We start from the raw sequence: 18024 nt of genomic DNA, 5'->3' as shown, positions 1-18024 counted from the left end.
AATTTCAGCGTCTGCTTTGGCGCTCTCCCATCCCGGTGGGAAATTTTGTGCAATGCAAAATTCGCCGCCGTCAGTTTTCCTCGGCGCGCGACCCGCTGCGCATAACGCTTTTGACGGCAAATCCGGCGATATAGTCTGCGATCCGGGCCGGATCGAAAACGTGCCCGTCCATGAACCGGTCGCCATCGACGGCGCCTTCGACGCGAATATCGTCATCCAGCAGAGGTGCTGCGTCCGCTCCAAGCGCCAGGCGATAGATATCGGGCCGATAGGCGGCCGCCGCCGCCGCCATGCCGGTAGACGAAAGATTGGCCTGGCCCCAGCGGATCATCTGGCTGTAGATCCACAGCGCCTGGCTCGGACGCGGATAGTTGGCAAAGCCGTCATGAAACTTGAAATAGCCATCGATGATGCGTCGATTGCCTTGATCGTCGAGATTGAATTCGCCGGCCAGCACGCGACGAATGATATCGACGGGAGCCGCGAGGTAACGGGTATCCGCCAACGCCTCCGATAATGCATCATGATTTTCCGGGCGGTCGCACCAGCGGGCGGCTGCATCCAGCGCGACGATCAGTCGGGAGACGGTTTCCGGATGCGTTTCGGCCCATTCCGGCCGCATGCCGATCACCTTTTCCGGAGCGGATGGCCAGATATCCTGCTTGGCGGCGACGATGCGGCCGACGCCGCGTCCTGAGGCGACCATGTTCCACGGCGCGCCGACGCAGAAGCCGTCGATGGCGCCAGCAGCGAGCGCGTCGGCCGTCATCGGCGGCGGCACGACGACCAGCTTGACGTCGCGGTCCGGATCGATGCCGCCGGCTGCCAGCCAGAAGCGGAATTCGTAGTTGTGCGAGGAAAAGGGATATGTGACGCCAAGTGTCGGCAACGGCTCGCCGCGTGCTTTCATCCCGAGGATGACCTTTGCCAGTGCCTGCGCGTTTTCCAGCGCGCTCTCCGTTTCGGTCAAGGACGCCTCTTGCCGCATGCGGGCGTAGAGACGCGTCGACAGTGTGATGGCATTGCCGCCGCCGCCGAGAGAAAACGGCGTTATCGTCGGCGACGGATTGGAGCCCAGGCCCAGCATCGAGGCAACCGGCATGGGCGACAGCATGTGGGCAATGTCAAATTGGCGGAAAGCAAGCCGGTCGCGCACATTGGCCCAGGAGACATCCTTGACCAGATCGAGGACGATACCTTCCTTCCGCGCGAAGCCGAATTCGGCGGCTGCAATCAGCACGGACGCATCGACGAGCGGAATGAAGCCGGCACGCAGTGTTCGCGAGCCTTCGCCAGCCAATCCTGCGGGCGCGGCAAGTCGGCTGTCGCCGCCGCGCGGAGCATTGGCCGTACGCGTGGTTTTCGTGACCATATTCACTCCAATGCCTCCCACCGAAAAATGTCCGACTGGTGCCTGCTCATGACGTCAGCAACCCGGCCGCAGTGACGACACTCTGCGCGATGTCCGACATCTTCTTCTTTTCGTTCATGGCCGTCTGGCGCAGCAAGGCAAAGGCCTGCTCTTCTGAAATGCCGCGCATCTTCATTAGGATGCCCTTGGCGCGTTCGACAATTTTGCGCTCCTCCAGCGCCGACTTGGCGTCGGCCAGTTCCCGTTGTAGCCTCGAAAAGGCGTTAAACCGGCTGACGGCCATGTGGAGGATCGGTTTGACGCGCTCTTTCTTCAAGCCGTCGACGATATAGGCGGACACGCCGGCGTCGACCGCTGCCTCGATCGATGCTGTGTCCGATCGGTCAACGAACATGGCGATCGGCCGGCCGACCGTCCGCGTCAGCTGGAACAGGTGCTCCATCATGTCGCGATTGGGATTTTCGAGATCGATGAAGATCACATCCGGTTGCAGCGTCTCGATGATGCGGGCAATACCGTGCACTTCGTGAACGACAGTGACCTTCGCATGCCCGGCCTCTCGCAATCCTTCCTCAATGATCGAGGCGCGAATTGTGTTCTCGTCGATCACAAGAATGGTGAGATCCAGATAGGTCATCGCTCATTCATGCCGCAGTGCAGCAGATTGCGCAATATTGATTGGTCTAAAAAAGTGGCACAATGCAGATTGATTAATAAATAGGCTCGGCTGACGGCTGAAGAAATGCTTGCGCGTTCGCTTACATCGTCAAAGCGGAGTTTGGGTATACGGCCCGTGAGGCATGCGAGTCCCTGCCAGCGTATCCGCCGCCAAATTCTATGGTACGCTCTCGCCTTGCGCCGACTCCGTCGCAGCGTTGGAGAGGAGTTTTTCAAGATCCTCGAATGCCACGGGCTTCGTCAGATGATGGTTAAACCCCGCTTCGCCAGCTAATGCTTTGTCCCGGCTTTGACCCCAACCCGTCTGGGCGATGATCGACGTCGTCTTGAACAGCTCATCCTTGCGAAACGCGCGGCAAACCTCATAGCCGTCCATGCCGGGTAAGCCGATATCAAGTAGGATGACATCGGGTCTATATCGCTGTGCGGCTTGAAGGGCCATTGGCCCATCGTGTGCAATCTCGAAATCATGTCCCATTTCTTCAAGCATCAGGCCGAGCATGAAGGCGAGCTCTCTGTTATCATCGACGACCAGGACCTTGCGGGCACCTGATGATGAAGGGTTTAACGGAGCCTGTGAAGAAGTGGCTTCCGTTCCCGGGTTTACCGACAGTGGCAAGCGGATGCTGAAGACGCTGCCGCTGCTATTATCGCGGCCTCTTGCTTCAACGGTTCCGCCATGCAGGCTAACAAGTTGTTTGACCAGAGAAAGACCGATTCCCAGGCCACCCTGGGCTCGATCCAGGTGATCCTCGACCTGAGTAAACAGTTGGAAAACTTCCGATCGCATTTCGGCAGGTATTCCGATGCCGTTATCAGAAACTTCAATGACGACCTCCCCTCCAGTAGCTTGAACCGACACGCCAATCCGGCCGCCGGTTGGTGTGTATTTGGTGGCATTATTGAGAAGGTTAGCGACCACTTGTGAAAGACGCGTATGATCGGCGTCAAGCCACAACCGCTGTGGGGGGATAAAGACGGTAAGCGAATGCTGCGCCGCATCGATCAGGGGACGGCTGGCCTCGATGGCCGATCGCACGACATCCTCAACCGCGATCAGACCCTTGCGAAGTTCGATTTTTCCTTGACTGACACGCGAGACGTCCAACAAGTCGTCAATCAACCGCACGAGATGCAACATCTGGCGATCCATCATATCGCGAATATCGCCAGCGCCTTGCCCATTGGGATCTCTGCGCAGGAGATCCAATCCGTGGCGCAAAGGCGCGAGCGGATTTCGCAATTCGTGCGCTAGGGTTGCCAGGAACTCATCCTTGCGGCGGTCGGCCTGCTTCAACGCCTCCGCTTGAGCTTCCAACTCATCGCGTTGAGCTGAGATTTGCTGGCGCTGCCGGTAAAGCTCGAAAAACACATCGGCCTTACTCCGCAAAATGTCAGGCTCAATCGGCTTCTGGATAAAATCAACAGCACCGGCCTCATAGCCGCGAAACCGCCGCTGGCCATCGGTACTGCCAGCTGTAACGAAGATGATCGGAACACGTCGCGTTCGTTCGTTTCCGCGCATCAGTTCAGCGAGCTCGAAACCATTCAGCCCCGGCATTTGAACGTCGACAAGGGCCAGAGCTACATCGTTTTGAAGAAGCAACTCAAGCGCCTGATCTCCGGAACGTGCCTTTAGTAGAACAAGACCCTCGCGCCGTAACAGCGCTTCAAGCGACAGGAGATTTTCCTCAAGATCGTCGACTAGGAGAAAGGATACGGACTTCATCTTCGGGTTAAACCTCATGCAAAAATGATAGGATGGCATCAAGCGACATAATGTGGGCGGTGGGGCACATCTTTATCGCCGCCTCCGGCATCGCGGACGCAAACGCGCCCTTCGGCGTTTGAACAATTGCCGTTCCGCCTGCGTTAACGACGGCACGCAGGCCGGAAGCGCCGTCCTGGTTGGCACCCGTCAAAACAATGGCAATCAGGCCAGCCCCATAGGCATCTGCCGCACTTTCAAACATGACGTCGATAGAAGGGCGCGAAAAGAGAACGGCCTCGTCACTGGACAAAGAAAGGCTTCTGTTAGCTTCGACGAGCAAATGATAATTTGGCGGTGCGAAGTACGCAGTGCCACCACAGATCGGTTCCTTGTCGTCGGCCTCTAGAACAAGAATTTTGCATTTTGCCTGGAGGATTTCTGCCAGGACGCTGCGTTTATCGGGCGGAATATGCACAACCACGATGATTGGAAGATCGAAGCTCGCGGGCAGGCCGGGGAGGATCACGGACAAAGCCTCCAGCGCGCCTGCTGAGGCCCCAATTACAACGGCCTGGGCTCGCCCTTCGGTCATTCGCCCGCCCTCTGATAGATTTTTTCCTCACGGACGAAATCCTTGAAGGATCCTGAATGATCAGAAAATCGCAGGCTTTCCTTGGCACCCAAGCCCAGAAAACCCTTCCTTGCGAGCGAATGCTTGAACAGACCGATTGCACGATCTTGGAGTGGCCGGTCGAAATAGATCAATACGTTACGGCAGGACACAAGGTGCATTTCGCCAAAAACTGCGTCGGTCACCAGACTGTGGTCGGAGAACACCACATTCTGACGCAATGTCTTGTCAAACGACGCCCTCCCGTAAGCGGCACTGTAGTAGTCGGACAATGATGACTTACCACCGGATTTCCGATGGTTTTCCGTAAATAGTTGGATGCGGTCGAGTGAATAGACCCCCGCTTCGGCAGTGTGGAGCGCTTCCTGACTGATGTCTGTGGCATAAAAGATGGTACGGCTCTCAAGACCTTCCTCGCGGAACAGAATAACCATTGAGTAAACCTCCTCGCCACCACTGCATCCAGCAATCCAAATTTTTAACGAAGGATAAGTGCGCAGATGTGGGACCACCTGTTCCCGAATGGCTTGGAAATAGCTTGGATCCCGGAACATCTCGCTGACCTGTATTGTCAGGTACCCCAACAGCCGGGGGAGCATTTGCTCGTCATGCAACACTCTTTCCTGTAGCGCAGAAATGGTCGCGAATCCCAATTGTTCGCGGGCCTGCCTGAGGCGCCGCTTGATCGAAGCCATCGCATAATTGCGGAAGTCATAATGATAGCGGACATACAGCGCTTCCAGCAAAAGCCGGATTTCAATGTCCTCTATCTTTTCAGGAGTTGAGATCTCCTTCACCGGGGCATCCAGACACGAACAAGCGACAGGAGTTTTTCGACGTCCAGCGGTTTGGCCATGTAGTCGTTAGCGCCAGCATCGATGCATCTCTTCTGGTCGTCAGGCATGGCTTTGGCTGTCAGGGCAATAACAGGTAGCTTTTTCCAATCGGTATTCTTTCGAATCTCGCGTGTGGCGGTTAGTCCGTCCATGACCGGCATCATAACATCCATGAGGACGAGATCGATCGCGGAGCCTTGCTGCCTTGCGTTTGCGAGCGCGTCCAGTGCCTCTTGACCGTTCCTTGCGATCTCGATAATCGCGCCGCGAGGTTCAAGGATATTGGTAAGCGCGTAGACGTTTCTGACATCGTCCTCGACCACAAGAATGCGGCGCCCTTCGAGGAGGGAGTCTCTGTTTCTCGCCTTGCGGATCATCTTCTGCTGTTCGTCTGGTAGTTCGGCGACAACCTGATGGAGGAACAGGGTAACCTCGTCAAGAAGACGCTCCGGAGATTTCGCGCCCTTGATAATGATCGACTTGGAATAGCGCCGCAGCTTTTGTTCATCATCGGCCGAGAGTACGCGGCCCGTATAGACGATGACCGGCGGGAAAGCGTAAGCACTCTCTTTGCTCAACGTCTCCAGTAGCGAATAGCCCGACGCGTCCGGCAAGGAAAGATCCAGTACCATGCAGTCGAAAGTCTGCTCCTTGAGAAGCGTCAGGCATTCCGCAGCCGTGCCGGCGACAACTGTCTGGACGTCGTGGGAGCTCAAGAGCTTTGCCACAGCATCGCGTTGGATTTCGTTGTCCTCGACGACCAGAACCCGGTGAACGCGCTGCGACAGCTTCGCTTCGAGCTTTTGCAAAACCTCGGTCAGTTGCTCGCGCTTCACAGGCTTGAGCATATAGCCAACCGCGCCGAGAGAAAATGCTGTTTCGGCGTGATCGTCGGCGGAGACGATGTGTATGGGAATGTGGCGCGTGCGGACGTCACGTTTCAGCCTGTCGAGCACAGAAAGGCCGGACTGGTCCGGAAGCCCAACATCCAGAACGATCGCGCTCGGCATGAACTGCGTTGCGAGGTCAAGGGCCTCATGTGCTGTTCCCGCCACCAATGTTCTGAAACCCATTTCGCGGGACAGGTCGCGAAGGATTGCTGCAAACGTTTCATCGTCTTCGACAACAAGCAGGATGCGTTTTTCGTCAGAAGGCGCGGCACGGTCATCCTCAACCAAACTGCGCCGCTCGACCGATACAACGTGGTGTTCTGCCTGAGGCGGAACAGCCGGCAAAGCCAAAACGCTGCTTCCGCCATTGCGCGGCGCGACGGTGGCGGGGTTGTATGATTGCGGGATTGTGATCGTGAAGGTGCTACCTTGGCCCTGACGGCTGCTGAGGTGGATCGCGCCGCCAAGCAAGCGAACCAGTTCTCGCGAAATCGAGAGGCCAAGGCCAGTGCCGCCGTATTTGCGGCTGATCGTGCCGTCCGCCTGGTGGAATGCCTCAAAAATACTGCGCTGTTGTTCCTCGTGTATCCCTATGCCCGTGTCTGAAACAGCAAATGCGATTTGCCCGTCAGCAGCTCTCCGGATGGATAGCCCTACCGTCCCGGCCTCAGTAAACTTGAAGGCGTTCGACAGCAAGTTCTTCAAAACCTGTTCGAGCCGCTGCAGATCGGTCTCGATGATGGCAGGGCATTCCGCCGCTACGTCGATGTCAAACTTAAGTCGCTTGTTTTCAGCGACCGGAATGAAAAGCTGCCTGAGGTTATTGCACAACCGCTCAACAGAAATGGCTTCCGGCCGGATATCGACATGGCCCGCCTCAATCTTCGAAAGATCAAGAATGTCGTTGATCAAATTCAACAGGTCATTGCCCGACGACTGAATGGTTTGAGCATATTTGACCTGCTCCGCCGTCAAGTTGTCGTCGGGATTGTCCGCCAAAAGTTTGGCAAGGATGAGGGATGAGTTAAGCGGCGTCCTTAACTCATGGGACATATTGGCGAGGAAGTCCGACTTGTACTGGCTCGCCTGTTCGAGTTCTCTAGCCTTGAGTTGAACAGAAGCGTTCGCGCGCTCCAGGTTATCGCGTTGCCCTTCCAGCTGCTGGGTTTGCTCCTCAAGCTGCGAGTTTGTCTGCTCCAGTTCTACCTGTTGCTGCTCGAGACGCGCTTGAGACTCCTTCAATGCCCGGCTTTGTTCCTCCAGCTCTTCGTTCGAGACACGCAGCTCTTCGCTCTGGACCTGTAGCTCTTCGGATTGCCGCTGTGTTTCCTCGACCAGGTTCTGAAGCTCCACGCGATAGTTTGCGGAGCGTATCGCTGTCCCGATCGACGAAGAAACTTGGCCCAGGAGGGCGAGAACGCTTTCATCGACAGAACGCAAGAAGCCGAGTTCGATGACCGTATTGACGTTACCGTCCACACTGGCAGGAGAGATGATCAGGTGGCGCGGCTTGTCCTGTCCAAGTGCCGATCCAAACGTGATGTAACCATCGGGAACCTCGCTGACGACAACTTGCCGCGCCTCGACAGCAGATTGTCCAAGTAGGCCCTCTTGCAACTTGAATTGTGCCGGGACGGTCGAAATCTGCGAAACCCCATATGTCGACGCCCGGCGGTACACGCCTTGATCTTCAACGAAAACTGCACCGGCGATCGCCCCGGTGTATCGCGCCAAAAACTCAAGTATGCTGTCGCCAAGCTGGTCGGTTCGTTTATCGCCTATGATCGCCGAACCTAACCCGACATGCCCGGACTGGAGCCATTCCTCGCGCCGACGAGCGAGTGTTGTCCTTCGGATCAGAACTCCGATCGCGGCCGTCAGGAGAATGCCAAGGAGGCCAGAGAGAAAGCTGCTTGCGAATGCAGTGCTGTAGGCGCTGTCCATTTCTGCAAGACGTTGCGCGCGCAAATCGGCCTCTTCCTTGCCCATAGCGGCAAGTTGTGCGCGAATCGCATCCATTTCGCCCTTGCCGCGGTCTGAATTGACCACCGCGACCGCAGCCTCAATGCTCTGGGTCCGGCGAAGATTGATAGTCTCCTCGAGTTCCGCGAGCTTGGCCTGCACATGGGTTTGAAGCGTTCCCAGCCTCCGTTGTTGTGCGGTGTTGTCCCGCGTCAGCTCAATAATTTCATTGAGTTTTTGCGGGATCGCGACCAATGCAGAATTGTAGGGTTCGAGGTATCGCTCGTTGTTTGTCAGCAAAAATCCCCGTTGTCCCGTCTCGGCATCCTGAGTTTTCGATAGCAACTCATCCAACGCGACAATGACATCGTGGGAATGGACGACCTTCGCGTTGTTTTCCCGCAGGCTCTGGAGATTGAGGTAAGCAACTGCCCCGCTGATCAGGAAGAAGGCGATAGCACCCATCAGGCTGAACGCGACAATCGGATCCAGACCCAACTCTCGATTGGAAGCGTCGGGCGTTTTAGTCTGCTTCATGAATGGTCTCGGTCAGTATTGGAGGAACATGTTGATATTGGGCAGGTCGTCATACGAAAGCGCAACCCCGTCGATCGCAAACGCACGATTATTTTCATCACTACTATTGCCATCAGCAACTCGCCCCGCGCCATGTAGCGCGTGGAGAAATATGTTCAAGCGGGGGAGGGGCGCTGCAGAAAAACGCACGGCGGCAACGTTGTCCGGCGTGAGAACTGTCGCCATGTGATGCTGAACATCTTCAGAAACAGAACTATAACTGCCCGTCCTCTCTCCATCATGCCCCACCGAGCGCCAACGTCCGCAAGCGCCACGCGTAGTCATTGATGTTTTTAAAAACCCAAATATAACAGCGGGGCATTTATCATCGATGATGCGCGAATTCTCTCGGGAATACGCAAACGACTTTTTGGAAGATGAGACATGCCAAAACGGAAAATTCCCGCTGTCGCCAGCACCGGCATTACAGGACTGAATGAGATCCTGCGCGGCGGCCTGCCGGCATCCAATCTCTACATGTTGCAGGGAGCGCCGGGCTCAGGAAAAACGACCGCCGCGCTGCAGTTTCTTCGCGCAGGCGTGGACGCAGGCGAAAGCTGCATTTATGTGACGCTGTCGCAGACGAAAGCCGAGCTTGAAGCAATCGCTGTTTCGCATGGCTGGACGCTGGACGGTATTCGTGTCGAAGAGCTGGCGACATCCGGCACGGTCAGCGAGGCCGACGACCAGAGCATATTCCTCACGGCAGACCTTCGGCTCGACGAGACGCGTAAGGCGATCGAGGCCGCAATCGAAGAACACAAGCCGCGTCGCCTAGTCTACGACTCGCTTCTGGAGATCCGTTTGATCACTGGTGATTCTCCGCGGTTTCGCCGCGAGTTGATCGGCTTCAAGTCCTTCCTGGCAAAACGCAGCGTTGTTGCACTTTTGTTAGACACGCAAACACCTGCCTATGACCGTAGCGGCGAGGAGGTTGAAGGTTTGGCCCACGGCGTCATCCGCTTCGACAAAGCGTTGGAAGAGTATGGCGGCGTCCGCCGTCGTGTCGAGGTGTCCAAAATGCGTGGCATTCCCGTCGCCGACGGTTACCACGACATGGCCATCCGCGAAGGAGAAGGCATCGTCGTTTTCCCCCGAATCATGCCCAACATGGTATCGGAAACGATCAAGCCAGAATTGATCAAGTCCGGCGTCGCGGCACTGGACGACATGTTCGGTGGTGGCCAGGAGGCCGGAACCACGACGCTGGTGATCGGACAGTCGGGCACCGGAAAGTCTACAATGTCGTCGCTCTACGCGACCGCCGCACTCGAACGCGGCGAGAGTGTCGCGTTGTTTCTGTTTGAAGAGCGGCTGGAGACATTCTTCCGCCGCTCCGAGGGTTTGGGCATGCAACTCAGGCAATTCCACAAGGACGGAAAGCTCATTTTGCGTGACTTCAATCCGAATGAAATCTCGCCGGGTGAGTTTGGCCAGATCGTTCAGGACGCCGTCACGCAGAACAAGGTCCGCGTCGTTGTCATCGATAGTCTGACCGGATATCTGAACTCCTTGCCGCACCGCGAAAAAGCGGTGCGCGATATACAGTCGTTGCTCAAATTCCTCGCGCGTTCGGGCGTGCTGACAATGCTGATCGTTGCACAGCACGGTCTGATCGGCCAGAATGTCGGTATCGATGTCGATGTCAGCTTTCTTGGAGACACCGTTCTTCTGTTGCGGATCATGGAACACGAAGGCCGCTTGCGTCGGAACATTACCGTGGTCAAAAAACGCCATGGTCCGCACGACCTTAACATCCAAGAGCTCCTGATCGAAAGCGGAAAGGTCAGTGTCGTTTCTTACAACCCACTTCCCGATCCCAAATGAATGAGGCGCCAAGCGGAAACGCGCTGGATTGGGTGCTCGTCCTTGCTCCGTTTCGCAAGGATGCAGACTATATCGCGGCGTTCCTGCGTGAGCAAAAGGTGGCAGTCAATCATGTCAGGGCAGACGAGGATTTGGTTCCGCATCTGTCTTCCTCGCCAGGCCTCATCGTCATTACTCACGAGGCTCTGAGCCCGGGGGTCGTAGCGGCAATCGCTAAACATCTGGCAGCGCAGCCCGACTGGTCTGAAGTGCCGGTTCTGGTTTTGTTGGAGCGGGCGGCCCCTGTTGTTCGCATCCGTAGCCAGCTCGAACGCAAGTGGCCGGGCGCACGGCTCGTATTTCATATGCGCCCGATTGCGCAATTGGAGCTGGTCAACAGCATTCAATCGAACCTGCTTGTGCGGTTGCGACAGAAACAGGTTCGTGATGCCATCGATCGCGAGGTCGAACTGCGTCTGGAGCTCAATCATCGTATCAAGAATATTCTCGCCAGCGTGACGTCGATTTTTCAAATGACGCGCCGCGGTGCTTCCACCATTGACGATCTTTCAAAGGATTTTACCGGCCGGTTGCAAGCACTCGCCAGCGTCCACACGGCGGTCTTTGAAGCCGGCGGTGAAGAGGTCTCTCTGTCGTCTGTCACAGATCTGATTGTGTCACCATACAACAGCAACGGACTAATCCGTATTCATGTAAGCGGACCAGACGTCGCCGTCAGCCGAAACGCCGCGACGACGATTGCTCTTTGTATCCATGAACTGATCACGAATGCCATCAAGTACGGTGCGCTCCTTGAAAACGATGGCAGCGTCAATGTTGTCTGGACGATCTCAGAACATTCCCCGCCAATGTTCTCGCTGCATTGGACTGAAACTAACGGCCCCAAGGTTATCGAGCCGACCCGCCAAGGGTATGGCACAAGGTATGTTCGCTCGGCACTAGGCTCCTTGTTTGGTTCACCCCCTCAGATCGCTTTCGATCCGAGCGGGTTTAGATGCTGCGTTGCCGGACCCCTCGATAGGCTCCGCCAGAGCTGAACCCACTGAACAGGCCTCATAGACAATAGCGCTGCCCGTCAGCTGTTAAATGCCGGATAGTCGAATGGAGATTTGACGTCTTTGAAAAGCCGGCAGGGTTCAGCGGCCCGGTTTTGCCCGTACGCCCTGCGCTGCCGAGCAAGGCGCTCTGGACGTGTACTCGTCGCCGCAGCCACCCGGACTAGGCCGCGTCGCGTAGGTGGCGTCGAGGGCCGCATGGTCATCGATCATTCGGCGGGACTTGAAGCGGATGGACACCGCGGAGTGTGAGGCGGCCTGTTGTTCGGGCCGCCCCTTTGCGATCAGCACTACAGTGCCTTCGTCGCCGTTTCGATGACGTCGGCAACCTTCTCGGGCTGCGACGCGAACACGGCGTGGCTTGCCTTGATCTCGGTCACCACGCTGCCGGCCCGCTTCGCCATCTCGCGTTCCAGTTCGGGATTGATGGATCGGTCCTCGGAAGCGACAATTGACCAGCTCCGCTTTTTCTTCCAAGCGGGATCCCCGACCTTGGCGGAAAAGGCTTCCTTCGAGGCGAAGACCTGCGACCTTGCCAGAAACGACGCGTCGTCTTTCGGTAGGTCCGCGGCGAAGTCGTTGGCGAACGCGGCGGGGTCGAGATAGAGATATTTCCCGTCCTTCGTTTCGCGGATATTCATGCCGCCAGCTGGCCTGGAGCTAGCAAGGCTGAGCAGGCTTTCCCCCTTGTCCGGCTGGAAAGCTGCGACGTAGACGAGGCCCGCGACAACAGGGCTGTGGCCAGCTTCGGTGATCACCATGCCGCCATAGCTGTGACCGACGAGAAGCGTCGGGCCGTCCTGCAGGTCGAGCACGCGATTGGTGGCTGCGAGATCGTCGGCAAGCGACGTGATCGGCTCTTGTACGATCGTGACGTTGAAGCCGCGTTGGACGAGGATATCCGATGCCTTGCGCCAGCCCGAACCATCGGCAAGTGCGCCATGGACGATGACGATATTTTTGACTTCGGCGGCCTGTGCGGCGAAGGCAATCACGCTCGTGGCGAAGGCGAGAGCGAGGGTCGAGATGTAGTGACGGTTCATGGGTTTGACTCCTGTCGTTTGTGGGTGGTTGGGCAAGGGAGGGTTTCAGCCGAAGGTGAAGGCGTAGGCTTCGACACCGGGATCGAGGAAACGGATTTCGAACGTCCGTTCCTCCACGTCGCCGGACTGGCGGACGAGCTGGTAGAGTTTTGTTGAGGTCACCGTGCCGTAGCCGTCGGCATCGGTATCGGCGCCATGACTGGTTCCGGGAGCCCTACCGTCGATGGTCACCTGGAAGCGGATAGGTTTGCCGGCGGCGCTGGGTCCAAGGACCAGATGCAGGTCGCGGGCGCTGAAATGGTAGACAATGCTGCCATCCGCCTGGTCCAGCACGGCCTGTTCAGCGCCGACTGTCCATGTTCCGGAGAGGCCCCATTCGTTCAGGCCCGGTTCGTCGATGGAATACGCATTGGCGGCGTCAATACGCAGGCCTTCCGGGGAGACGAAGCTCGCGGCGCGTTTGTAGCCGAGATAGGTTTCGCCAGAACGGACGTTCTTGAGGTCGGGGCTTGCCTCGGCACCTTTGGCGTCCGGCGTCACTGGAGCAGTTGAGCCCATCTCGCTGCCGACTTCGCGCAAAAGGTCCTGGATTGCCTGCTCGGACTGGCGATAGTTGCCTTCGCCGAAATGATGGTAGCGGATCTGGCCCTTGGCATCGATCAGGTAGTGTGCCGGCCAATAGCTGTTTTCGAAGGCGCGCCAGATCTTGTAGTCGTTGTCGATCGCAACCGGATAGCCGATCTTGAAATCGTTGACCGCCTTTTTGACATTTTCGACTTTCTTTTCGAATGCGAATTCCGGGGCATGCACGCCGATCACAACCAGGCCCTGATCCTTGTACTTCTCAGCCCAGGCGCGGACGTAGGGCACGGTGCGGATGCAATTGATGCAGGAGTAGGTCCAGAAATCGACCAGGACGACCTTGCCGCGCAGCTGTTCCGTCGTCAGCGGCGGCGAGTTCAGCCATTCGACGGCGCCGTTCAAAGTCGGTGCACGGCCTTCGATCGGCAAATTGCTGCGAAACGGCTGTGTTGTATCGACCACAGCAGACACCATGCCATTGCTGGCGATCTCCGACGATGGTTCGATTGCAGGCTTCTCGTGCAGTCGATCAAGCACGGCCTGTTCGAGAGATGATGTACTGGTATAGGAAAGCCGAGCCAAAAGGCCGGTATCAAGGCCAAGTGCAATGACGGCAACCCCGGCCAGAACCGCGGCACCCAGCACCTGGCGAATACGCTCGCTGACGCCGAGCGACCGCTTCATGCCGGCAAAGATCTTGCCTCCGACAAGAAGGGCAAAGGCCAGCGATGTCGCGGCACCTACGGCATAGGCGACGAGCAGAAAAGTTGTCTGGAGACTGGCGCCATTTAGTGCCGCGCCAGTAAGCACGATGCCGAGGATCGGCCCTGCGCAGGGAGCCCAGAGCAGCCCGGTCGCCACGCCGAGTATGAAAGAGCTTGTTGAAGTCGATACGGACCCGGGTTTGCCCGACGCATTCAGCAACCTGTTGCCAAAGTCAACGACCGGCTGGGTGATGATGCTCGCAGCGCGTGGCGACAAGAGGCTGACCCCGAAGACGGCAAGCAGCAGGATAGCGGCGAGGCGGCCGTATTCATTGGCATGGATCACCCAGCTTCCGCCGACCGCTGCAAGCGTCGCGACCAGCGCGAAGGTCACACTCATGCCGATCAGCATGGGCAGCGTGCTTCGGATAAAGGGCTGTCCCGCCCGGGCAAAGACGAAGGGAAGAATGGGAAGGATGCACGGGCTGAATATGGTCAGCGCCCCTCCGAGATAGGCAATGATGAGAAGTGTCATCTACGTTTCCTTGAAACCGGTTGGTCGGGTTCTGGACGGCGATGGGCACGACCAGCAACGGAGCCAATCTGGTCGGCGCGACGTATCCCGGATGTGTCCGGCTTCAATGAGAAGTGTACCGCTGTGTAGCAAACTGCCGGGTCTATGGAAGTGTGACACAAATTGCCGGCAGCCCGGACCAGCGGGAGGGCCGATTGTATCAGACTGTATCGAGGGCGCCGGATGCTACATCCGCTTTCAATTCCGGGCTTGACGGAACATGTGGGGGATACATCCGGCCGGCTTTCTTGCAATCACGATCAATCGAGATGGAGAGAACGATGTCCCCTGAATTCAATCACCAGCGCCGCCGCTTCTTCGGTATCGCCGCGATGACTGTGGCTGCCGCCGAATTCGGCATGGCCTCGATAGCCAATGCCCAGTCGTCCGGCGCAACGTCGGGTTCCGCCAACGCGGTAGCGCACACTTCCTTCGCAGCGCTGAAGCAGATCAAGGCAGGTGTGCTGGATATCGGATACGCAGAAGCCGGCCCAGGGGATGGTCCCGTCGTCCTGCTGGTTCACGGCTGGCCATACGACATCTACAGCTATGTCGATGTCGCACCGATCCTGGCCGATGCAGGCTACCGCGTCATCATTCCCTACCTGCGCGGGTACGGTACGACGCGCTTCCTTGTCGACGAGACGCCGCGTAACGGCCAACAGGCGGCGCTGGCCGCTGATATGATCGCCTTCATGGATGCGCTCGGCATCGAAAAGGCGATCCTCGGCGGATATGACTGGGGCGCGCGCACCGTCAACATCATGGCAGCTCTCTGGCCCGAGCGCTGCAAGGCGATGGTTTCCGTCAGCGGCTATTTGATCGGCAGCCAGGACATCAACAAGAAGCCTTTAGCCCCGAAAGCAGAGCTCTCCTGGTGGTACCAGTTCTATTTCGCCACCGAGCGCGGCCGGCTCGGCTATGCCGCCAACACGCACGAGTTTGCAAAGCTGATCTGGCAGACGGCCTCGCCAACATGGAAGTTCGACGACGCAACGTTCGATCGTTCGGCTGCCGCATTCGATAATCCGGACCACGTGGACATCACCATTCATAATTATCGCTGGCGGCTTGGTCTCGCCGAAGGCGAAGCGAAATACGATGCCTACGAGAAACAGCTCGCGTTGGGGCCGATCATCACTGTTCCAACGATCACCATGGAAGCCGATGAAAACGCCGCGCCGCATCCGCAGCCATCGTCCTATGCGAAGAGGTTTTCGGGAAAATACGAGCATCGAAATGTAACGGGTGGTATCGGGCATAATTTGCCGCAGGAAGCGCCGCAGGCGTTCGCCCAAGCCATCCTTGATGTCGCAACATTCTGAACCGTCAGGCTGCCGCGAGAAACCCCTTTACTCGCGGCTTCCGACGCGCACAAATAACGGCTTCAAAATGGCCAGTAATATTGTTTGAAAGACAAAAGATGGAGCATATCGACCATATCCTTATCGTCGATGACGACCGGGAAATTCGCGAATTGGTATCGAGCTATCTGACGAAGAATGGTCTTCGGACGGCGGTTGCCGCCGACGGCCGCCAAATGCGCAGCTTTCTCGAAGGCAACACAGTCGATCTGATCGTGCTCGATGTGATGATGCCGGGCGATGACGGCCTCGTGTTGTGCCGGGAGCTTCGCGCTGGCAAGCATAAGGCGACACCGGTCATCATGCTGACAGCACGAGACGACGAGATGGACCGGATCATCGGGCTCGAAATGGGCGCGGACGACTATCTGCCTAAGCCCTTCGCGGCACGCGAGCTTCTCGCCCGCATCAAGGCGGTGCTGCGGCGCACCCGAATGCTGCCGCCAAACCTTCAGATCAGCGAGGCAGGGCAACTGCTGACGTTCGGCGATTGGCGGCTCGACACTGTGGGCCGGCATCTTCTTGACAGGGACGGGACGGAGATTGCGTTGAGTGGTGCTGAATACCGGCTGTTGCGGGTTTTCATCGATCATCCCCAACGTGTGCTGAACCGTGACCAGATCCTGAACCTCACACAAGGCCGCGATGCCGAACTGTTTGACCGCTCGATCGACCTCCTGGTGAGCCGTCTGCGCCAGCGGCTCGGCGACGACGCACGCGAGCCGACCTACATCAAGACGGTCAGGGCCGAAGGCTATGTGTTCTCCGTACCGGTCGAGATTTCGGTGCCCAGGACATGAATGAGGCCGGCAAGTTCAATTCGGGCTGGTGGCCAAGCACGCTGCGCTCGCGGCTGTTTGTCATCCTGTTTACCGGACTGGCGGTTGCCTATGGCCTGTCTTTCAGCATTCTTTTTGCAGAGCGCTACATGTCGGCCAAGGCAGTCATGCTCGGGACATTTGAAAGCGATCTGGCAACGTCGATCGCAGTTCTTGACCGGCTTCCCGCCAACGAGCGGGCCGAATGGCTGGATCGCCTGAGCCGTGGCAGCTACCGCCTTGTTCTGGGGCCGGGACTTCCCGGTGTGCCGGATTTGTCGGGCCGTGGTTCCGAGATTGCAGACCGGATCGAGGAGGCGGCAGGCTACAAGTTCCCGCTCCGCGTCGAAGCCATTCCAGGTGACGGAAAGCGGCTGCAGGGGCATCTGACGCTTTCGGACGGTTCACCACTCACGATCGACGTGACGCCGCGCGGAGTGATGCCCTTGGCCGAATGGCTGCCTTATGTCTTTGCCGCACAGATGGTTCTGCTCATCTTCTGCACCTGGTTTGCCGTGCGTCAGGCAGTTCGTCCGCTTGGCGATCTCGCCGCCGCCGCCGATGCGCTCGATCCCAGCAAGAAAGGTTCCCCATTGAACGAAGGTGGACCGAGCGAGGTCGCCAATGCGGCGCGCGCCTTCAACGCCATGCGCGACCGTATCGCCCATTACCTGGAAGAACGGGTGCAAATCCTCGCGGCGATCTCGCATGACCTGCAGACGCCGATCACGCGCATGCGGCTGCGCGCCGATATGACGGACGATAGCCCCGAAAAGGACAAGCTGATCAGCGATCTGCGCGAGATCGGGCGACTGGTGCAGGACGGTATCGCCTATGCGCGCAGTTCGCACGGCAATGGCGAAAACACATCTCGTATCGATCTTGCTTCCTTCATCGACAGCATTGCCTACGATTACCAGGACACCGGCAAGGCGGTCACGGTTGCAGGCATCGTCCACGGCACGGCCGTGACGAAACCGCATGCGTTGCGGCGTATCCTGACCAACTTCATCGACAACGCCCTCAAGTTTGCGGGTGCTGCCGAGATCAGCGTCGAACGGACGGGTGAAGGAAAAACCATCATTACGGTGACCGACCGTGGGCCGGGCATTCCGGACGACAAGCTGGAGGCCGCCATGCAGCCGTTCTACCGTCTCGAGACTTCGCGCAATCGCGACACAGGGGGCACAGGGCTTGGACTGGCCATCGCCCAGCAGCTTTCCGTCTCGGTTGGCGGTGCAGTGCGGATCTACAATCGCCCGGGCGGGGGACTTGCTGCGGAGATATCGCTGCCTTGAGGAATGCCGGTTTCGTGGGCATTTGTATGAAAAGGTAGCTTGGCGCGCAGCCGCTACGGTCTGATACAACTCCGACCTTTTCGAAAACATGCCGGATACGTCA

At 57.8% G+C, this 18024-nt stretch carries 14 protein-coding genes; 5 read left to right on the top strand and 9 right to left on the bottom strand.

The features are described from left to right. Positions 1 to 70 precede the first annotated feature (70 nt). The 7 genes from ACP7E6_RS14755 to ACP7E6_RS14725 all read right to left on the bottom strand — a co-directional run bounded on the left by ACP7E6_RS14755 (position 71) and on the right by ACP7E6_RS14725 (position 8842). On the bottom strand, positions 71 to 1372 hold the full coding sequence (locus tag ACP7E6_RS14755; protein WP_426230468.1) for a CmpA/NrtA family ABC transporter substrate-binding protein: 1302 nt from the start codon (positions 1370 to 1372) through the stop codon (positions 71 to 73). A 46-nt stretch (positions 1373 to 1418) separates the two neighbouring features. Beyond that, positions 1419 to 2009, bottom strand: a complete 591-nt coding sequence (locus ACP7E6_RS14750) for an ANTAR domain-containing response regulator (RefSeq protein WP_426230467.1) — start codon at positions 2007 to 2009, stop codon at positions 1419 to 1421. 198 nt (positions 2010 to 2207) lie between these two features. Beyond that, positions 2208 to 3779 carry a response regulator gene (locus tag ACP7E6_RS14745; RefSeq protein WP_426230466.1) on the bottom strand — a complete coding sequence of 524 codons (1572 nt, stop codon included), beginning with the start codon at positions 3777 to 3779 and terminating at the stop codon, positions 2208 to 2210. A gap of 7 nt (positions 3780 to 3786) precedes the next feature. Beyond that, the gene (locus ACP7E6_RS14740; RefSeq protein ID WP_426230465.1) at positions 3787 to 4353 is read right to left on the bottom strand and encodes a chemotaxis protein CheB; all 567 of its coding nucleotides are present in this window, start codon (positions 4351 to 4353) and stop codon (positions 3787 to 3789) included. After that, positions 4350 to 5189, bottom strand: coding sequence for a CheR family methyltransferase (locus tag ACP7E6_RS14735; RefSeq protein WP_426230464.1), 840 nt, complete (start codon positions 5187 to 5189; stop codon positions 4350 to 4352). The genes ACP7E6_RS14740 and ACP7E6_RS14735 overlap by 4 nt, the downstream gene beginning before the upstream one ends. Next, entirely contained in the window at positions 5186 to 8617 is a 3432-nt protein-coding gene (locus tag ACP7E6_RS14730) for a response regulator (RefSeq protein WP_426230463.1), read from the bottom strand. Before ACP7E6_RS14730 ends, ACP7E6_RS14735 begins: the two co-directional genes overlap by 4 nt. Positions 8618 to 8629: 12 nt before the next feature. Next, positions 8630 to 8842 carry a hypothetical protein gene (locus ACP7E6_RS14725; protein ID WP_426230462.1) on the bottom strand — a complete coding sequence of 71 codons (213 nt, stop codon included), beginning with the start codon at positions 8840 to 8842 and terminating at the stop codon, positions 8630 to 8632. Positions 8843 to 9040: 198 nt separating this feature from the next. Here ACP7E6_RS14725 and ACP7E6_RS14720 point away from each other — a divergent pair, with 198 nt between their 5' ends. Together ACP7E6_RS14720 and ACP7E6_RS14715 are read left to right on the top strand one after the other, a co-directional pair. Beyond that, the gene (locus ACP7E6_RS14720) at positions 9041 to 10483 is read left to right on the top strand and encodes an ATPase domain-containing protein (RefSeq protein ID WP_426230461.1); all 1443 of its coding nucleotides are present in this window, start codon (positions 9041 to 9043) and stop codon (positions 10481 to 10483) included. Then, complete coding sequence (locus ACP7E6_RS14715) at positions 10480 to 11520, top strand: sensor histidine kinase (protein WP_426230460.1); 1041 nt, start codon at positions 10480 to 10482, stop codon at positions 11518 to 11520. The genes ACP7E6_RS14720 and ACP7E6_RS14715 overlap by 4 nt, the downstream gene beginning before the upstream one ends. Positions 11521 to 11828: 308 nt before the next feature. Here the strand turns inward: ACP7E6_RS14715 and ACP7E6_RS14710 are convergent, their stop codons facing one another. After that, entirely contained in the window at positions 11829 to 12581 is a 753-nt protein-coding gene (locus ACP7E6_RS14710) for an alpha/beta hydrolase (RefSeq protein ID WP_426230459.1), read from the bottom strand. A gap of 45 nt (positions 12582 to 12626) precedes the next feature. Further along, entirely contained in the window at positions 12627 to 14402 is a 1776-nt protein-coding gene (locus tag ACP7E6_RS14705; protein WP_426230458.1) for a cytochrome c biogenesis protein DipZ, read from the bottom strand. A gap of 320 nt (positions 14403 to 14722) precedes the next feature. Here ACP7E6_RS14705 and ACP7E6_RS14700 point away from each other — a divergent pair, with 320 nt between their 5' ends. The 3 genes from ACP7E6_RS14700 (at position 14723) to ACP7E6_RS14690 (ending at position 17921) form a co-directional block, all read left to right on the top strand. Then, positions 14723 to 15766, top strand: a complete 1044-nt coding sequence (locus ACP7E6_RS14700) for an alpha/beta fold hydrolase (RefSeq protein ID WP_426230457.1) — start codon at positions 14723 to 14725, stop codon at positions 15764 to 15766. 98 nt (positions 15767 to 15864) lie between these two features. Beyond that, on the top strand, positions 15865 to 16605 hold the full coding sequence (locus tag ACP7E6_RS14695; protein WP_426230456.1) for a response regulator: 741 nt from the start codon (positions 15865 to 15867) through the stop codon (positions 16603 to 16605). Further along, the gene (locus ACP7E6_RS14690; RefSeq protein WP_426230455.1) at positions 16602 to 17921 is read left to right on the top strand and encodes an ATP-binding protein; all 1320 of its coding nucleotides are present in this window, start codon (positions 16602 to 16604) and stop codon (positions 17919 to 17921) included. Before ACP7E6_RS14695 ends, ACP7E6_RS14690 begins: the two co-directional genes overlap by 4 nt. The last annotated feature ends 103 nt before the right edge of the window (positions 17922 to 18024 follow it).

Origin of the sequence: Pararhizobium sp. DWP3-4 (genome assembly GCF_049898205.1) — a bacterium.
Lineage (GTDB): Bacteria > Pseudomonadota > Alphaproteobacteria > Rhizobiales > Rhizobiaceae > Pararhizobium.
This window is presented reverse-complemented; position numbering and strand designations above follow the sequence as displayed.